13 protein-coding genes are annotated in these 18,640 nt (G+C 38.1%); 1 reads left to right on the top strand and 12 read right to left on the bottom strand.

The annotated features are described in order from the left end of the window. Nucleotides 1-308: 308 nt before the first annotated feature. The 12 genes from codY to HNR32_RS12305 all read right to left on the bottom strand — a co-directional run bounded on the left by codY (nt 309) and on the right by HNR32_RS12305 (nt 17,568). On the bottom strand, nt 309-1,085 hold the full coding sequence (gene codY, locus HNR32_RS12360) for a GTP-sensing pleiotropic transcriptional regulator CodY (protein WP_183863135.1): 777 nt from the start codon (nt 1,083-1,085) through the stop codon (nt 309-311). A 127-nt stretch (nt 1,086-1,212) separates the two neighbouring features. Then, nucleotides 1,213-2,601, bottom strand: a complete 1,389-nt coding sequence (gene hslU / locus HNR32_RS12355) for an ATP-dependent protease ATPase subunit HslU (protein WP_183863133.1) — start codon at nt 2,599-2,601, stop codon at nt 1,213-1,215. 15 nt (nt 2,602-2,616) lie between these two features. Further along, nucleotides 2,617-3,150, bottom strand: a complete 534-nt coding sequence (gene hslV, locus HNR32_RS12350) for an ATP-dependent protease subunit HslV (RefSeq protein ID WP_311636941.1) — start codon at nt 3,148-3,150, stop codon at nt 2,617-2,619. Nucleotides 3,151-3,258: 108 nt separating this feature from the next. Continuing rightward, nucleotides 3,259-4,578 carry a methylenetetrahydrofolate--tRNA-(uracil(54)-C(5))-methyltransferase (FADH(2)-oxidizing) TrmFO gene (gene trmFO, locus HNR32_RS12345; RefSeq protein ID WP_183863129.1) on the bottom strand — a complete coding sequence of 440 codons (1,320 nt, stop codon included), beginning with the start codon at nt 4,576-4,578 and terminating at the stop codon, nt 3,259-3,261. Between the two features lie 93 nt (nt 4,579-4,671). After that, nucleotides 4,672-6,879: a type I DNA topoisomerase gene (gene topA, locus HNR32_RS12340; RefSeq protein ID WP_311636938.1), complete on the bottom strand. Its 2,208-nt coding sequence runs from the start codon at nt 6,877-6,879 to the stop codon at nt 4,672-4,674. Further along, nucleotides 6,879-7,964, bottom strand: a complete 1,086-nt coding sequence (gene dprA / locus HNR32_RS12335) for a DNA-processing protein DprA (protein WP_183863127.1) — start codon at nt 7,962-7,964, stop codon at nt 6,879-6,881. Before dprA ends, topA begins: the two co-directional genes overlap by 1 nt. Nucleotides 7,965-8,213: 249 nt before the next feature. Then, complete coding sequence (gene gatB / locus HNR32_RS12330) at nt 8,214-9,656, bottom strand: Asp-tRNA(Asn)/Glu-tRNA(Gln) amidotransferase subunit GatB (RefSeq protein ID WP_183863125.1); 1,443 nt, start codon at nt 9,654-9,656, stop codon at nt 8,214-8,216. Then, nucleotides 9,653-11,119: an Asp-tRNA(Asn)/Glu-tRNA(Gln) amidotransferase subunit GatA gene (gene gatA / locus HNR32_RS12325; RefSeq protein ID WP_183863123.1), complete on the bottom strand. Its 1,467-nt coding sequence runs from the start codon at nt 11,117-11,119 to the stop codon at nt 9,653-9,655. Before gatA ends, gatB begins: the two co-directional genes overlap by 4 nt. Nucleotides 11,120-11,194: 75 nt before the next feature. After that, nucleotides 11,195-11,482 (bottom strand): Asp-tRNA(Asn)/Glu-tRNA(Gln) amidotransferase subunit GatC, encoded by a 288-nt coding sequence (gatC, locus tag HNR32_RS12320; protein ID WP_183863121.1) that lies wholly within the window; start codon nt 11,480-11,482, stop codon nt 11,195-11,197. A gap of 93 nt (nt 11,483-11,575) precedes the next feature. Beyond that, nucleotides 11,576-13,597: an NAD-dependent DNA ligase LigA gene (gene ligA, locus HNR32_RS12315; RefSeq protein ID WP_183863119.1), complete on the bottom strand. Its 2,022-nt coding sequence runs from the start codon at nt 13,595-13,597 to the stop codon at nt 11,576-11,578. Between the two features lie 30 nt (nt 13,598-13,627). Next, nucleotides 13,628-15,850, bottom strand: a complete 2,223-nt coding sequence (gene pcrA / locus HNR32_RS12310) for a DNA helicase PcrA (RefSeq protein WP_183863117.1) — start codon at nt 15,848-15,850, stop codon at nt 13,628-13,630. 68 nt (nt 15,851-15,918) lie between these two features. Then, the gene (locus HNR32_RS12305; protein WP_183863115.1) at nt 15,919-17,568 is read right to left on the bottom strand and encodes a putative manganese-dependent inorganic diphosphatase; all 1,650 of its coding nucleotides are present in this window, start codon (nt 17,566-17,568) and stop codon (nt 15,919-15,921) included. A gap of 205 nt (nt 17,569-17,773) precedes the next feature. Between HNR32_RS12305 and HNR32_RS12300 the strand changes: the two genes are divergently transcribed. Next, nucleotides 17,774-18,562 (top strand): tRNA 2-thiocytidine biosynthesis TtcA family protein, encoded by a 789-nt coding sequence (locus tag HNR32_RS12300; protein ID WP_183863114.1) that lies wholly within the window; start codon nt 17,774-17,776, stop codon nt 18,560-18,562. Nucleotides 18,563-18,640: the final 78 nt, after the last annotated feature.

Raw genomic sequence — 18,640 nt, 5'->3', positions numbered from 1 at the left:
TTGGTACGTAAAATTTTACCACAAAAAGAGGTCCATCAGCTCTTCTGAGCTAACAAACCTCTTTTTTAATTATCAGGGCGTTATTTCACAGCCCCACTTTTTTTATAAAAAAGTCTTTTTAATATCTTATATTTTTATCAGTCTCACTAATATTACCACATTTATTATTAATATAAAATATTAAATTTTATATTAATAATTTTTTACATTATACTTATATCATTGCAAAGCCATAGATAGATAAATAATAATATATAGACAAAAAAAATAAGCCGGAACAAATTTCCGACTTATTTTTAGAAACTCTATTATCTTCTAAGCTTTTGAACTTCATCAAGTAAATGCTCATTGAGAACTCTTATATAAGTCCCCTTCATTCCTAATGACTTGGATTCAATAAGACCTGCTGATTCGAATTTGCGAAGCGCATTAACAATAACAGAGCGGGTAATTCCCACACGGTCTGCAATTTTAGAGGCAACGAGCAATCCTTCCATGCCATTTAATTCACCAAGAATATTTACAGCAGCTTCCTGTTCGGAAAATGATAATGTTGACAAAGCAATTTTCACGGTAGCCTGCTTGCGCATATCTTCTTCCATTCGTTCAGTATGGTCACGCAATATTTCCATGCCAACAACAGTAGCACCATATTCTGCTAACAGCAAATCATCATCAGTGAAATCCTGATCAAATTTAGCAATAATCAATGTACCTTTGCGTTCACCGATTCCATAAATAGGAACTACAGTTGTATTTTTGCCGCTAAACAAGCATTTTGTTTTTTCGGTAAAAGCGCACATGCCAGTTTTTGATTTGATATTAGCTGCCGTTTCATCAGCTTTTAATAACCAGTTAACATAATGCTTAGGAAATTGTCCCTGACTAACAACCTTATCAAGCATGATGTCGCATTCAAATTCATCTATGAAAGCATAACCTAAAATCTTTCCAGTAGTTGAAACTATATATACATTTGCGTCAAGTACATTACTTAGTACGCATGAAATCCCATCATATTCTACAGTGTCAGATTTTTGCAACAAACGATTAATTTTTCTTGTTTTTTCTAATAAAGATGCCATTATCCAAACCCTTTCTTTTACAATTCTATCACGCTATCATTGTAGCATATATTGTGATAAAAATACAGTTTTTTTAAAATTTTATAAATTAATATATTTTTCACTGAAATCAAACATATTACTTATATTACAAAATATAGCGGCTCAAATCCCTGTTGGCAACTATTTCTCCCAATTTATCTTCAATATATTCAGGGTCGATAGTTATTTGTTCTGCCTCTAAATCTGGTGCAGTGAAAGAGAGATCTTCCAACAATTTTTCCATAATAGTATGTAAGCGGCGTGCCCCAATATTTTCTGTTTCGGCATTTACTTCACAGGCAATACGTGCAAGTTCTTCAATGGCCGCATCCGTAAATTCTATATTTATATCTTCTGTTGCCAATAATGCTGCATATTGTTTGATTAAAGCATTTTGCGGCTCAGTTAATATTCGTTTAAAATCTTCCTGGGTAAGTGCTGTAAGTTCAACTCTTATTGGGAAACGCCCCTGCAGTTCAGGTACCAAATCCGAAGGTTTCGCCATATGAAATGCACCAGCGGCAATAAATAAAATATGGTCTGTCTTCATCGTGCCATATTTAGTAACTACTGTTGAGCCTTCGACTATTGGTAAAATATCACGTTGTACACCTTCACGCGAAACATCTGGACCAGAGGCCCCACCCTTGACCGCAATCTTATCTATTTCATCCAAAAACACGATTCCATTAGTCTCAGCATTTTTTATTCCCTGCTGTGAAACTTCATCCATATCAATAAGCTTTTGCGCTTCTTCCTGCTCAAAAATCTTTCGGGCGGCTTCTATCGTCACCTTGCGTTTTTTTCTTTTTTTCGGAAAAAGATTTCCCAGCATATCTTGGATATTATTGGTCATGTCTTCCATGCCGGCACCGGCAAACATACCAACCATAGGTGCGTTGTTGTTATCTTCAATATCAACTTCTACCAGTTCTTGTTCCAAAGCACCAGCAGTCAGACGCTTGCGGCAAAATTCCCGGCCAGCTGAATATTTAGGTTTTTCATTCTGATCGTCCGCACTTTCTTCGCTGTCATTTGCAGAAAACAACGCTCCTACCGGATTAACTGCTGTATTTTTCTGTTCAGGAACCAGCAAATCAAGGATGCGTTCCTCAGCCATTTTTTTAGCTTTATCTTGCACTTCTGCCATTTTTTTCTGTTTAACCATGCGCACCGAAATTTCCGCCAAATCTCTGATCATCGATTCGACGTCACGACCTACATAGCCAACTTCGGTAAATTTAGTTGCTTCAACTTTTACAAACGGTGCATCAACTAATTTAGCCAATCGACGGGCAATTTCTGTTTTACCAACACCAGTGGCCCCAATCATTAAAATATTTTTAGGGATTACTTCATCCTTCATCTGGTCTGATAAACGTTGAGCACGCCATCTATTGCGCAGAGCAACTGCCACTGCACGTTTAGCCTTGTCCTGACCTACTATATATTTATCAAGTTCATTTACAATTTGACGAGGTGTTTGTTCGCTCAATTACTTTCCCTCCTATTATAATTCTTCCACAATAATATTATGATTTGTATATACACAGATATCTGCTGCAATTGATAGTGATTCTTTAGCTATTTCAGTTGCCGGCATCTGTGTATGCTTCACCATGGCCCGGCCTGCTGACAAGGCATAAAATCCGCCTGAACCAATAGCTGCAACATCGCCATCCGGTTCAATAACCTCCCCATTGCCCGATAACAAGAGCATTGTATCTTTATCTGCTACCAACAATAACGCTTCCAGTTTTCTTAAGACTCTGTCTGTACGCCATTCTTTAGCTAGTTCAACAGAAGCTCTGGTCAAGCTGCCATTATATTCTTCCAATTTAGCTTCAAATTTTTCAAATAAAGTAAAGGCATCAGCTACCGACCCGGCAAATCCTGCCAGCACTTTATCATGATATAAACGTCTTACTTTGCGGGCGTTGCCCTTCATTATTGTATTTTGACCGAAGGTAACTTGTCCATCACCAGCAATAGCTGTACTGCCATTTTTTTTTACGGCTACGATTGTTGTTGCTCTAAACATCAACTTCACTCCTAATAAAAATCATAAGCATTTCTCGTTATTTTGCTTTCACTCAAAATCAATTCGTAACTTAACAGCATAATGTATCTATTATATACCATTAAAACGATATCATTCAAGCGATTGTTGAAATTTTTTTATTTTTTCTAATGCTCTTTCAGCAATAAGTTGTTTTTTCTGCTTTTTATCACGAATTTTTTCTGATAATGACGGCATTAATCCAAAATTAACATTCATTGGTTGAAATTTTTTCACTGGTGCACTGGTAATATATTTACATAAGGCCCCATGAGCAGTTTCAATTGGAAATTCGATTGTTTCTTTTCCCATAATCAAATTATAAGCATTGATACCTGCAATTAATCCCGATGAAGCAGATTCCACATACCCCTCTACACCTGTTATCTGTCCAGCAAATAGTAAATTTTTATTTTTTTTCGTCTGCAATGTTGGCAGCAATATTTGCGGCGAATTAATAAACGTATTACGGTGCATAACTCCATAACGCATAAATTCAGCATTTTCCAACCCTGGGATAAGAGCAAACACCCTTTTTTGCTCCGGCCACTTTAAATGTGTCTGAAAACCGACTATATTATATAAACTATCCGCAGCATTGTCTTGGCGCAGCTGCACAACAGCATGTGGACGAACTCCGGTCTGGGGATCTTCCAGTCCTACTGGCTTTAATGGACCAAATAGCAATGTATCCCGGCCTCTTGATGCCATCACTTCTACCGGCATACAGCCTTCAAAAAAAACTTCTTTTTCAAATTCCTTAGTTGGTGCCTTTTCGGCATCAATTAGTTCCTGCCAAAATTTTTCATATTCCTCTTTATTCATCGGACAATTGATATAATCAGCTGTCCCTTTACCATAGCGGGAAGCCCGATAGGCTTTAGTCATATCAATTGATTCTCTGGTGACAAGCGGTGCCGCTGCATCATAAAAATAAAAATATTCTTCCCCGGCAAATTCTGCTATCTGCTTAGATAATTCGCCAGCTGTCAATGGCCCTGACGCTACTATCACTATAGTATTTTCATCAACTGGAATGCACTCTTTTTCTTCGTTGATCACCTCAATATTAGGATGATTTTTTATTTTTTCTGTTATGTACTGGGAAAAACCATGCCGGTCTACCGCCAATGCCCCGCCAGCAGGAACAGCGTGTTTATCGGCTGATTCCATTATGAGTGATCCCATTATGCGCATTTCCTCTTTTAAAACGCCTACGGCATTTTCCAGTCCTGCACCACGCAGGGAATTACTGCATACCAGCTCAGCGAATTCATCAGTTTTATGAGCAGGTGAGCTTTTTTGGGGGCGCATTTCATACAATTTAACGTTTACATCCCGTTTAGCCAATTGCCATGCTGCCTCACTGCCGGCCAGTCCGGCCCCGATAATTATAACTTCCTGTTTTTGCATAAATACCTCTATTTATTATCATAAAATTTATTACGACTACATCTGCTAAACTAATATCAGATGTAGCCGTTTTATTGTATTCCAGCATTTTAATTATTTTTTTGCTGCCGTTTTTGATTTTTCCAACTCTTCATTAATGGGATTATTTTTTCTGGTAGAACATTTTTCATCGCCGCAGTATAAGAGCACTTTACCGCTTTTATAGCGGTGCTGGAATAAATTCTTACCGCATACTTCGCACAACTTATCAGCTGCTGGAGCATCCCAGCTTACAAAATCACATTCTGGATAACCTTCACACCCATAAAAAGTACGACCGCGTTTAGTCTTTCTTTCAACTACTCGCTTGCCACATTTTGGACATTTAGCTCCAGTATCTTTTAATATTGGTTTAGTATTGCGGCATTCAGGAAAACCAGGACAGGCCAAGAACTTACTGTAACGCCCCTGTTTAACCACCATAAATCGGCCACACTTTTCACACTGCACGTCGGAAACTTCTTCTGGAAGTTCCACATGACCTATTTCTTCTTCGGCCTTTTCTAAGGTAGTAGCAAACGGCTTGTAAAATTCCGCCAGCAGATTATTTTTATCCATACTGCCCACGGCAATTTTATCAAGGCTACTTTCAAGTTCTGCTGTAAAGCGGGCATCAACAATATTTTTGAAATATTCTTCGAGCATATCAAGCACAATAAAGCCAAGTTCCGTAGGTTCAAACTTCTTTTCTCTTCTTACTGCATAGCCGCGAGCAAGAATTGTTTCAATTATTGGTGCATAGGTACTCGGACGACCAATGCCTTTTTCTTCTAATGTTTTTACAATAGAAGCATCATTATAACGTGCCGGCGGTTCAGTAAAATGCTGCTGTGAGAGTATTTTTTTCAATTCCATCTGTTCACCAACAGCAACATCCGGCAAAATAACATCCTTTTCCTTTTTCTTATCGTTATCCTCATATACCGCTGTAAAACCAGCAAATTTCAAAATAGAACCGACGGCACGAGCCTTATACTTATCACCTTTTAAAAGGATACTCATAGTATCGTACACTGCCGGCACCATTTGACTGGCTAAAAAGCGCTGCCAAATCAAACGATACAGCTTAATTTGATCTTTCGACAAAAATTCTTCCAAGATTGGCGGTGTGAGTGATACATCAGTAGGGCGCACTGCCTCATGCGCATCCTGCGCTTCCTTTTTAGCTGCGTATTGCGGCGGTTTAGCTGGAATATACTTATCGCCAAAATTATTCATCAAAAATTCTCTGGCATCATTTTGTGCCAGCTCAGATATACGTGTGGAATCCGTACGCATATATGTTATAAGACCTATCGGCCCTTTTCTTCCAATACTTATACCTTCATATAATTGCTGAGCAATCATCATTGTTCTTTTAGAAGTGAAGCCCAGTTTTCTAGCAGCATCCTGCTGCAGCGAACTAGTCGTAAATGGTGCCGGCGCTTTGCGGCGGCGTTCACTTTTCTTCACTTCATCAATAATGAAGTCATGTTTTTTTATGTCTTTTTCAATCGCTTTTGCTTCTTTTTCTGAAGTTATGTCAATTTTTTTATCATCAATCATGACCAATGCTGCATCAAAGGCTGCCCGTTCTTTATCGGATTTCACCTTTAAGTCAATTGTCCAATATTCTTCAGGAACAAAAGCGCGTATTTCTTTTTCCCGGTCACAGATTATCTTAAGCGTAACTGACTGTACACGACCAGCACTGAGACCTTTTTTTATTTTGCGCCATAACAGCGGACTTAATTTATAACCAACAATTCTATCAAGCATTCTTCTAGCCTGCTGAGCATCAACAATATCGAGATTTATCGCCCGTGGGCTTTTCATCGCATCATTTATCGCTGGTTTTGTTATTTCATTAAAAACAATACGGCATTTTTCATAATTATCAACTCCTAATAAGTATGCCAAATGCCAGGCAATAGCCTCCCCCTCACGGTCAGGGTCAGATGCCAGATAAATTTTATCAGCTTTTTTAGCTTCTTTTTTTAATGCCTTTATTAAATCGCCTTTACCTCGAATATTAATATATTTAGGAGCAAAATTATTTTCCAAATCTATGCCAAACTGACTTTTTGGTAAGTCCCGCAAATGTCCCATTGATGCCAGTACTTCATATTTTCGTTTACCTAAATATTTTTCAATAGTCTTCGCTTTTGCTGGTGATTCGACTATAACTAATGTTTTTGCGATTTTACCTTTAGCCTTTGTTTTGCTTTTGGTCTTTGTTTGCTTTTTTTCCTTTTTTTCTACCTCTTCTATTCTTTCGTCCACTAAACTATCTCCTTAACAGATCGCACGTACGTCCCTAGGACGGTCTCTTCCACCAATCCGCGTAATTTCATTTGTAATAAAACAAAACTGATATTAGAAACATCCGATCTTAATTTATATATTATTTCATCCAAACTAAGTGGTTGATCATATGATAACATTTCATAAACTTTTTTCTCTTCATCTGAATTAAAATTTATCTGCTGTTCATTTTGCTTGGATTGCACCGAAGTATCATATTCATTATATACATCTTGGGCACAAGTGACTAATTTTGCTCCCTGTTGAATCAGATGATTACAGCCAGCACTTTGCTCTGAGTATATACTTCCTGGAACAGCAAACACATCCCGGCCTTCACTAAGTGCCATCTCCGCTGTTATAAGCGAGCCACTTCTTGTAGCTGCCTCAACTACAATTGTTCCCAAGGACATACCACTTATAATTCTATTACGGGCAGGAAAAAAACCAGCCAGCGGCTGTGCCTGAGGCTCATATTCTGAGATAACTGCACCTTTTTCTGCTATTTCATCCAATAATTTTTTATTTTCGCGGGGATAGGCTATATTAATACCACAGCCTAAAACTGCAACCGTTGTCCCTGTACTAAGTGCTCCACGATGTGCAAAGGTATCAATACCATGTGCTGCACCGCTGACAACCGTAAATTCCTGCGCAGCTAAATCAGCAGATAGATTCTGCGCTATACTTTTACCATATACCGAAAATTTTCTTGAGCCTACAATTGCTAGTTTTCGCTTGTTATCGAGTTTTCCACGGCAAAATAATATTGCTGGTGGATTATGAATATTTTTCAAAGATTCCGGATAATCATTTGCGAAAACGGATAATAATTTTATATTGCTTTTATTCCAACTATTAGCTGCTTTTTCAATATCAAAGCTTTGCCGATGCCGAAAAAGTTTTTTACATAAAATTTCAGATAAGCATTTACTTTCTAATATTTCTTCCTCTGTAGCCTGCCAAATATTAGCTGCTGTATTAAAATGCTGCATTAATCGCTCGATACCGGCATAGCCTAACCCTGAGGTTATTTGCAGTGCCGCTAAAAAAATTTTTTCCATATATTATCCACCTATGAATAAACTTTGCAAATCAAATAGACTTCTTTTGATTATAATTAAGTTTTTTCCTTGCGTCAACCACATTTTAAATTTCTTGATGAAAAACTGCCTGTATTTATAAGGAAATTAACTTCTTTTTATATTACTACAATCATTATTTATAACAGTTTCCTTCAATAATATATAATTATAAAATAAAAAAATCCAGTCAGCTGCTGGCAAATATATCAGCAGACTGACCGGATAATATTATTTATCTAATTTTTCTTTTAATAATTTATTTACAACACCAGGATTTGCTTTCCCCTTGCTTAGTTTCATGACCTGTCCAACCAAGAAGCCAATCGATTTAGCATTGCCGCCTTTATAATCTTCTACTGGTTTTGGATTTTCTGCCAAAACAGTATCCACTATTTTTTCAATAGCATTACTGTCAGTAATTTGTACAAGACCTTTTTCTTCGACAATTTTTTCTGGATCAGTATCACTTTGCCACATTTCATCAAAAACTTTTTTCGCAATTTTAGATGAAATAGTGCCTTTTTCAATCAAAGCTATCATTTTAGCTAAATTATCTGCTGATACCGGTGAGGATTCGATTGTTTTAGATTCAGCATTAAGATTTTTTGCCAAATCACCCATAATCCAATTTGCTGCCAATTTAGCATCAACCTTAGCTGCAACAACATCATCAAAATATTCTGCCATAGCTCTTGAATTTGTTATAATGCCTGCATCATACTCTGATAAGCCATATTCATCAACAAGACGTGCCCGACGAGCATCTGGAAGTTCTGGTAAATTTTTCTTATATTCAGCTATTTCCTCATCGGTCGTTATAATCGGTACAAGATCTGGTTCAGGCATATAGCGATAGTCTTGTGCCTGTTCTTTACTGCGCATGGATACAGTAATTCCCTTGCCATCATCCCAGGTTCTTGTTTCCTGTGCTATATGACCGCCATCATCGAGAATTTCCTCTTGACGATCAATTTCATATTCAATAGCACTTTCTACCATTTTGAAGGAATTGAGATTTTTCATTTCTGCTTTGGTACCTAATTTTTCTGTACCGACTGGTCGCAGCGATACATTGACATCAGCACGCAGATTGCCCTCTTCCATTTTACAGTTAGAAACATCTATATACTCTAATATGGATTTAACTTTTTCCATATAAGCTCGAGCTTCTGCGGCTGTATGCATATCAGGTTCCGATACTATTTCAATCAAAGGTACACCCGTACGATTATAATCGACATTAGACCCATTGGAATCCTTTATAGTATTGCCAGAATGGACTAATTTACCGGCATCTTCTTCCATGTGAATGCGTGTTACACGAATTCTTTTTGTCTTCCCTTCAACTTCAATATCGACATAACCATGTTCCGCTATTGGCAGGTCGAACTGTGAGGTTTGAAAATTTTTGGGCAAATCAGGATAATAATAATTTTTTCTGTCAAATTTACTGAATTTATTTATAGTACAGTTTAATGCCAAACCTGCTTTTATAGCAAATTCCACAACTCTTTTATTAATGACGGGTAATACGCCCGGCAGACCCAAGCAGACTGGACAGACATGGGTGTTTTGTTCAGCGCCAAAGCTGGTTGCACATCCGCAGAATATTTTGGTATTGGTTTTTAACTCACTATGTATCTCTAAACCTATTACCGCCTCATAACTCATTGCTGTGCCACCTCCGAAAGTTTCTTAGAAAAGTCTTTACTTTGTTCATAAGTATAGGCTGTTTTTATTATTGTTGCTTCATCCAAAGCCTTGCCGATAATCTGCATGCCGATAGGGAGTCCCTGCGAACTAATACCGCATGGCAAAGATATTCCCGGCAGTCCGGCCAGGTTAAGCGGCACTGTGCATACATCCTGCAGATACATCTGCAATGGATCATTTATTATAGACCCTATTTTATACGCTGTTGTTGGTGCATTAGGCGCTAAAATAACATCAACCTTAGCAAAGGCCTTATCATAATCTTCTTTTACAAGTGTACGCATTTTTAGGGCTTTTAAATAATACGCATCATAATAGCCCGCGCTCAAAGCATAGTTGCCAATCATTATACGGCGTTTTACTTCCTCACCAAATTTTTCACTGCGTGTATTAGTCATCATCGAAACAATATCTTCGCCTTCAACACGTGAGCCATAACTTACACCATCATAACGTGATAAGTTCGTGGTAGCTTCTGCTGGTGCTATAAGATAATAGGCTGCAATCGCGTATTTGGTATGTGGCAGTGATATTTCTACTATTTCTGCTCCCATAGCCTTAAAATCTTCAATAGCCTTATTTACGGCTGCAGCAACTTCCTTATCCATACCATCAGTAAAGAACTCAGCTGGTATACCTATTTTAAGTCCCTTTACATCCTGCACAAGTGATTTAGTATAGTCCGGTACCGATGCATTTATTGAAGTAGAATCACTGGCATCATGCCCGGCAATAACATTCATTATATGGGCACAATCAGTAACATCGCGTGTCAATGGGCCAATCTGGTCAAGTGATGATGCATAAGCTACCAGTCCATAGCGTGATACACGTCCATACGTTGGTTTCATGCCGACAATACCGCAAAAAGATGCCGGCTGGCGTATCGATCCACCAGTATCAGACCCCAGTGCCCAAGCCGCAAATCCTGCTGAAACAGCCGCTGCTGAACCGCCGCTGGAACCGCCTGGCACATAATCAAGATTCCATGGATTATGTGTGGGGAAAAATGCTGAATTTTCGGTAGAACCCCCCATAGCAAATTCATCCATATTGGTTTTTCCCAATATAACAGTATTTTGGGCATTAAGTTTTTCTATAACTGTAGCATTATATGGCGGAATAAATGTTTCAAGCATCTTAGACGCACAGGTGGTTTTTGTCCCCTTAGTACAGATGTTATCTTTTATAGCACCCGGCAGTCCTGTCAAAAAACCTATTTCACTATTTTGGGCAATTATTTCATCTGCTTTTCCAGCCGCTTCCATTGCAGCATCAGCTGTTTTAGTTATATATGAAGCCACCTTGCCGTCAAGGCTGTCCATACGATTTAAAAAGCATTGTGTAAGTTCAGCTGCTTTTATTTCTTTATTTTTCAGCATATCATGCAATACATGTGCTGGTTGTTTATGTAAATCCACTAAAATCCTCCTCTTATTGAACAAGCTGCCATTAGCTGTTCAACATTTTAGATAGTTTTGTCCCTACCAATAAAATCATTCAATAATGCGCGGTACTTTAAAGTATCCATCTTCTTTTTCCGGTGCATTTGATAAGGCTAGTTCTCTGGCAAGTGATGGTTTAATTACATCCTCACGCAATACATTTTTTAGTGGCAATACATGCGCAGTTGGTTTTACTGACGCTGTATCAACCTGCTGTAATACATCAGCATATTCCAAAAAATTATTAAACTCATCAACATATTTATTTATTTTATCTTCAGTCACAGTAAGTCGTGATAATACAGCAACATTTTCAACATCTTTTTTAGTAACCTTCATTGTTTTATCACCATCCTATTCTTATTAGCAAATATCCTTATATTATAACATAATATAATATCCATAACTACAATTGACCATAAATGATTACTATCAATCAATAACATTTTTTTGCAGCAGTTCCATAAATTGCTCTTCACTAAGTATTTCAACACCTAATTGTTCTGCTTTAGCAAGCTTACTGCCAGCATTATCCCCAGCCAGCAGATAATCGGTTTTTTTCGATACACTGCCACTGACCTTACCACCAGCTTCTTCAATCAGCGCTGCGGCATCATTACGTTTAAGCGAAGGCAGTGTTCCAGTTATTACAAACGTCTTATCTGTCAAGGCCGTCACTGCCTGCTCAATATATTCAATTGCATTTAGCTGCATATTAACCTGTGCTGCCTGTAATTTTTCCAATATGATTTGATTTTTTTCTTCATGGAAAAAGTCATAAATCAACTGCGCACTTATCGTCCCTACATCATCCACCAATATAATTTCATCGATAAAAGCCTGTTCAATGGCCGTAAAGCTTTTAAAATGTGCTATCAAAGACTTTGCCGCAGCTTTACCGATATTTGATATTCCAAGCCCGGCTAAAAGACGCCATGGCTCATTTTTTTTAGATTCTTCAATTTTAGCCAATAATTTATCAGTATTTTTTTCTTTGCCAATAATGCCTTGTTCAATAAGTTCTTCACGATGATCTTTTAGATAATATATATCCGCTATATCATGCAAAAAACCTTCATTTATCAGACTTTTTACATATTTTTCACCAAAGCCCTTAATATCCATGGCATTACGCCCGACAAAATTGATTATCCGCCCTTCTAATTGGGCTGGACAGCTGATATTGGTACATTTAACATCGGCCGTATCCGCATCACGCACTGCCGGCGCATTGCATACAGGACAAGTATCGCCTATTATAAAGGGCTCTACACCTGACGGTCTTTTTTCTTTGATAACACAGCGTACCTTAGGAATAATCTCGCCTGATTTGTATACCTGTATTGTATCGCCGATACGTATATCTAACGAATCTATAAAATCCTGATTATGCAAAGTTGCCCGTTCAACCTTAGTGCCGCACAATTGAACAGGTTCAAACACAGCTGTAGGTGTTATTCGGCCTGTCCGTCCTACCGACAATTTAATATCAAGCAGTTTCGTTGTTTTTTCTTCCGGTGGATATTTATAAGCAACAGCCCAGCGAGGGACCTTAGAAGTAGCTCCAAGTTTGTCCCGCTGCTTAAGGTCATTAACCTTAACTACCGCACCATCGATATCATAAGCCAGTTCGTTTCTTCTAGCCGCAATAGCCTCAATAGCCTGCCATACTTCTTCTTTTGTTTTACATACAGCATAATCATGCACGATACTCATGCCCTGCTGTTTAAAATACTCTAATGATTCAGTATGGGTAGTAAATTCTTTTCCCTGCACTGTCTGCAGATTAAAAATAAACATAGCAAGTTCCCGTTCTTTTATTACAGCACTATTTAACTGGCGTAAAGTTCCGGCCGCACAATTGCGTGGATTAGCAAAAAGCTTTTTATCTTCACTGGCTTGGCGTTCATTGACCTTTTCAAAAGCCGCCCTGGACATATATACTTCGCCACGCACCTCTAAATATGGCAGTTTATCAGGCAGTTCTTTTTTTATGCCTTTAAGTTTTAGGGCGTTAACTGTCACGTCTTCGCCTTCAACAATGCCGTCGCCGCGTGTAACTGCCATTTTAAGTTTACCATCATAATAACGCAAAGCTAAAGACAGACCATCTATTTTTTCTTCAACGGTAAACTCACAATCAGTCAGTTCCACCTGCATAGAATCAACAAAATCATCAATATCCTCTTTCGAAAAAACATCCTGCAGGCTCAGCATAGGCACATCATGTTTAATTAGTACCCCAGCTGTTCGTTTAGCACTGCCGCCCACTTTTTGTGTCGGCGAATCAGCTGTAATCAACTCTGGATTTTCTTTTTCCAGCTTTTTTAATTGCTGCATAAGCATATCATATTCATAATCTGGAATTTCCGGCGCATCGTTATTATAATATAAATTATTATGATAATTAATTTTCTGCCGCAAAGCAGCAATTTTTTCTTTTATATCAGACACATTTAACCTCCTAATGCCTGGTAATACTGTTTAACCTTTTTTTATCGGTGCATATTTTTGCATCAATTTCTTTATCCCTAATTCAGGAAAGGCTATTGTCAGCTGTGTTTCTTCACCACTGCCTTTTACTGCTACTATCGTACCTGTACCCCATTTGCCATGTTTGGCTTTATCGCCAACTTTCCATTTAACCTGCATATCGGGATGCACGGGCGCTGTCTTTGGTGTGGATTCTGCTGGAGTTCTAAGGAACTCCCGGTTATTTCTAATACGCTCTTTATTCATATTGCTATAGCTGGTAACAGTCTTAGCTACCGTTGGTTTAGCTTTATTTTCTTCTACATATTCTTCTGGTATTTCCCGCAAAAACCTTGACGGCGGATACATTACTGAACGTCCATAAATAGTACGTGTTTTAGCATGTGTCAAAAACAGCTTGCGTTGGGCCCTGGTAATTCCCACATAGCAGGTACGTCTTTCTTCTTCAATTTCTGACTCATTCATAAGTGTGCGTGAATGTGGGAACAGCCCCTCTTCCATACCAGCCATGAATACAACAGGAAATTCCAGACCTTTAGCTGAATGAAAGGTCATGAGCGTAACCTTATCATCTTCCATATCAGTATTATCTATATCGGCAATCAAAGCTACTGAGCTTAAAAAGTTTTCCAAAGTAGGTTCTTCTTCATTTTCCTTTTCAAAATCCTTAGCAACTGTTAATAATTCCTTTAAGTTTTCAATACGTGTTTCATTTTCAATTTTTTGCTCAGCCTGCAGTTCCATTAAATAACCCGTTTCATCCATAACTGTCTGGATAAATTCATTTACTGGCTTATCATTCATTGCTGACATCAGTTTAAAAATCATCTCGGCAAATTGTGACAAACCATTACGGGCTTTGCCGGTAAGATTAGGTATCATATCCGTGCTGGAAATAGCATCAAATAAACTCATGCCATTATTTTCAGCAAAATCACTAACCTTAGTAAGTGTCGTCATACCGAGGCCTCTTTTTGGCACATTAATAATGCGCATAAGGCTTATGGTATCTTCCGGATTATAAATGATTTTTAAATAAGCCATTATATCTTTTATTTCTTTGCGGTCATAGAATTTCAAGCCGCCCACCATAGTATATGGTATTCCTGCCCGCATAAAACCTTCTTCCAAAGAGCGGGACTGGGCATTAGTACGATATAATACCGCCATGTCGTTGTAAGAAATATTAAATAATGTATTTTGTTTTACTACATTATCAGCAACATATCTGGCTTCATCACGTTCATTAAAGGCCTCATATGATGTTATCTTTTCTCCCTGAGGATTTTCTGTCCATAAGTCCTTAGGCTTGCGATTCATATTATTTTGGATAACGGCATTAGCTGCTTCTAAAATATTTTGTGTCGAACGATAATTCTGTTCAAGTTTTATTGTTACTGCTTCCGGATAGTCTTTTTCAAAATCCATAATATTTCTTATATCCGCACCACGCCAGCCATATATCGACTGGTCAGCATCACCTACGACGCAGAGATTGCGGTGCTTAGCCGCCAACACTTTTGTCAAACGATATTGCGCCCCATTGGTATCTTGATATTCATCTACCAGTATATAATGAAATCTGTCCTGGTATTTTTCTCGTACTTCCTGACAGTCTTCCAGTAGTTCTACCGAAATTTTTAATAAATCATCAAAATCAAGCGCATTATTTTCCACTAAATACTCTTGATACATTGTATATATTTCAGCGACTTTCTGCTCAAAAAAATCGCCGGCCTGGGCAGCAAAATCCTGTGGGGACAGCATTATATTCTTGGCATTGGATATAGCTGCCTGAACATTATAGGGACTATACTGTTTATCATCAAGATTCATCTTCTTCAAACAGTTTTTTACCAACGTCTGCGCATCAGCACTGTCATAAATCGTGAAATTCTTTTTGTATTTATTGGTAAATTCAATTTCTGTGCGCAGCATACGGGCACAAAATGAATGGAACGTACTGAGCCAAACATTTTTAGCAATTGGTCCAATCATATTATCAGCACGGTCCCGCATCTCTGTTGCTGCTTTATTAGTGAACGTTATTGCTAAAATATTATAGGGAGATATTCCTCTTTCTAAAAAATATGCTATTTTGCATGTTAAAACACGTGTTTTCCCAGAACCTGCTCCCGCCATTATAAGAAGAGGTCCGTCAATATGTTCAACTGCTTTTTTCTGTGCCGGATTCAATCCGTCAAATATGCTCAAAATATCCTCCTTTAATTACCTCAAAAAATAAAACTGCTGCATTAATAATTAACACAGCAGCATTTGCATCAATTGTTTGTATATTTTTTTGCCGCTTCTGTAATTTGCGGTATAATCTGCTTTTTCCGTGACATTACTCCAGGCAGATATACCATATTGCCTGATGCATCTTTTTTAAACGCCTCACCAATAAGAGTTCTTGGTTCACCAGTAAACAGTAAATTAGTAGCTTCATTTAAAATATTGGTAATCATGACCAAGCACATATCATAATTATCCTTGGCACAAAGTGCCTCCATATTTTTAAGCAATTCGCCCTGACGTTTTAAAATGTCCTCGCTGTCCATTACCGATGTCTGGCTCACGACAATGCGGCGATCGCCCAGTTGGAATTCCTTCAAATCATTTTTAACTATTTCCATGGCTGTCATATTGCCAACATCAGAACCTGCTTTCAATAGCTCCATACCATATTTATTAATATCAATGCCAGCAATTTCTGCCAGTTTTTCAGCAATTTTCTTGTCATGTGGTGTGCATGTTGGTGATTTAAACAATACAGTATCCGATATTATTGCTGAAACCATAAGACCGGCAATTTTCTGTGGTATTTTTACATCATACTGAAAATACATATCAGCTATAATAGTACTGGTACAGCCCATTCTATCCTGTCTGGTAAAAATTGGTTCACCAGTCTGCAGTCCGCCCAAACGGTGATGATCGATTATTTCTAAAATCTGTGCTTCTTCAATACCCTCAACGGCCTGTGTGCGTTCATTATGATCAACTAATATAAGCTGCGTTTTATCTGGAACCATCAGTTTGTCACTGCTGAGCATTCCCACCACCCGGTTATTTTCTACTACTGGGTAATTACGGAATCGTTTTTGTTCCATAATGCCTTTGATATCACTTAACATATCAGTAGGTTTAAATGCCGTAACATCTTTTTGCATTATGCGGGAAACTGGCACGCATTGATTTATAAGACGACCACAGGTATATGTATCATAGGGTGTTACAAGCACCATTATCATATTTTCTTGGGCCGCTTCAATTATTTCTGTTGGAATATGACCACTGCCGGTAACAATGAGGCAGGCAATATTTTTTTCCAGACAAGCTTTCAGCGTTGGTGCTACTCTGTCGCCAACAAGTACAACATCATTTTGCTTGATGATTTCTTCAATCATCCGCAGGCTGCCGGCAGCTATCCGCACATCACCATCAACGATTTTTTTCTTATCACCATCAACAACTATATCACCGTCAATGACTGATAATATATCTGAAATTGTAACTTTAGTGTTGGAAAAACTCTGCATGCCCAAATCTTCAAAATAACGATTAGCTAAATCACTGACTGTAACAATGCCGGCAAGCTCATTATCATCATTGACAACAGGTATTGACTTTACACTTGTTTCACGCATCATTTTACCAAGCTTGCGTAAATTGTCATGCTCGCCAATAATGCTATGGCATTCCGGTAAAATATCGCTTACACGCGGATAAACATCAGCTACCAGCTCCGGCAGCTGCACATCGAAATATTTTAAGGCGAATTCTGTTTCTTTATTGATTTTCCCTGCACGGGCAGGTACAACATTTTCTCCCAGGTTCTTTTTCAAATCAGCATAGCTTATCGCTGAACAAATTGAGTCTGTATCAGGATTTCTATGACCTATTACATATATAGGTTTTTTTTCACGCATAAAAAGTACAACCTCCAAATATTTAGTCTGCTGGCAAATAAAGTTTTTATAAAAAACTAGAAAACTATTATGCTATATAGATAGTATTATACAACAAAATACCCTCCTAACAAAAGGTTTAAGTAATATTTTTTCATGTTAATGGAAAATGCTGGACTATTTATGATATAATTTCATGATAATCTCATCACAAGGAGCTCCTAAAATGAACATAAATATTCCCCAGCAATATTTCAGCAAACTAATGCGTGCTGTTGTCGAATTTAATTTAATAGAAAATAATGACCATATTCTCATTGGTCTGTCCGGTGGCAAAGACAGCCTGTTTTTGACCTACGCCCTGGCTATTTTGCGCGAACGACTGCCCAAAAAATTCACTTTAAGCGCCGTAACAATTGACCCCATGTTTACTGACAATTTTGCCGCCGACAGTTTAACTAAATTTTGCCGTAATCTTGGTATCGAACACAGCGTACATAAAGTCGATATAAACGGCACGATAAAAAGCAGCAGCAAGAATCCCTGTTTTACCTGTGCATACTTTCGCCGTGGTGCCATCAACCGTTTAGCCATCGAAAAAAAATGTAACAAAGTTGCCTATGCCCATCATCATGATGATGCTGTCGAAACATTTTTTATGAATTTACTCTACTCTGGTCAAATTCAAACTTTTACGCCTTCAACTTATCTTGATAAAAGCCATCTCACGGTAATACGTCCTTTAATCTATTTCCGTGAAGAAGAAATGCGGACAGCTGTCAAATATCATAAAATGACGCCGCTTGCCTCGCCCTGTCCTATCGACGGTACTACCATGCGCCAGGATACTAAAGAATTATTAGCATCTTTAAATAAAACATATCCATTTTTTTATGAACATTTAGCCGCAGCAATGCGTGAAAATGCTGTAGGCAGCTTATGGTCAGCTGCACCCGACCGCAAACAGATGAAAGCGATTTACGACAAATTCATACACAAATCGAGTAGGAGCTAAATAATTAGTTTATTTAGCGACCTCTCACACCACCGTACGTACCGTTCGGTATACGGCGGTTCAATAATTTAACGTAAA

Origin of the sequence: Pectinatus brassicae (assembly GCF_014201835.1) — a bacterium.
In the GTDB taxonomy this organism is placed as follows: domain Bacteria; phylum Bacillota; class Negativicutes; order Selenomonadales; family Selenomonadaceae; genus Pectinatus; species Pectinatus brassicae.
Note: the sequence above shows the minus strand (reverse complement) of the source record. Positions and strands in the feature narration are given on the sequence as shown.

Excerpts from the sequence above, each read along its gene's own strand:
- codY (WP_183863135.1), bottom strand. The coding sequence starts at position 1,085 with ATGGCATCTTTATTAGAAAAAACAAGAAAAATTAATCGTTTGTTGCAA.
- trmFO (WP_183863129.1), bottom strand. The coding sequence starts at position 4,578 with ATGCAAAAACAGGAAGTTATAATTATCGGGGCCGGACTGGCCGGCAGT.
- HNR32_RS12300 (WP_183863114.1), top strand. The coding sequence starts at position 17,774 with ATGAACATAAATATTCCCCAGCAATATTTCAGCAAACTAATGCGTGCT.
- HNR32_RS12305 (WP_183863115.1), bottom strand. The coding sequence starts at position 17,568 with ATGCGTGAAAAAAAACCTATATATGTAATAGGTCATAGAAATCCTGAT.
- gatB (WP_183863125.1), bottom strand. The coding sequence starts at position 9,656 with ATGAGTTATGAGGCGGTAATAGGTTTAGAGATACATAGTGAGTTAAAA.
- dprA (WP_183863127.1), bottom strand. The coding sequence starts at position 7,964 with ATGGAAAAAATTTTTTTAGCGGCACTGCAAATAACCTCAGGGTTAGGC.
- gatC (WP_183863121.1), bottom strand. The coding sequence starts at position 11,482 with ATGAAGGTTACTAAAAAAGATGTTGAAAATGTTGCTGTATTATCACGA.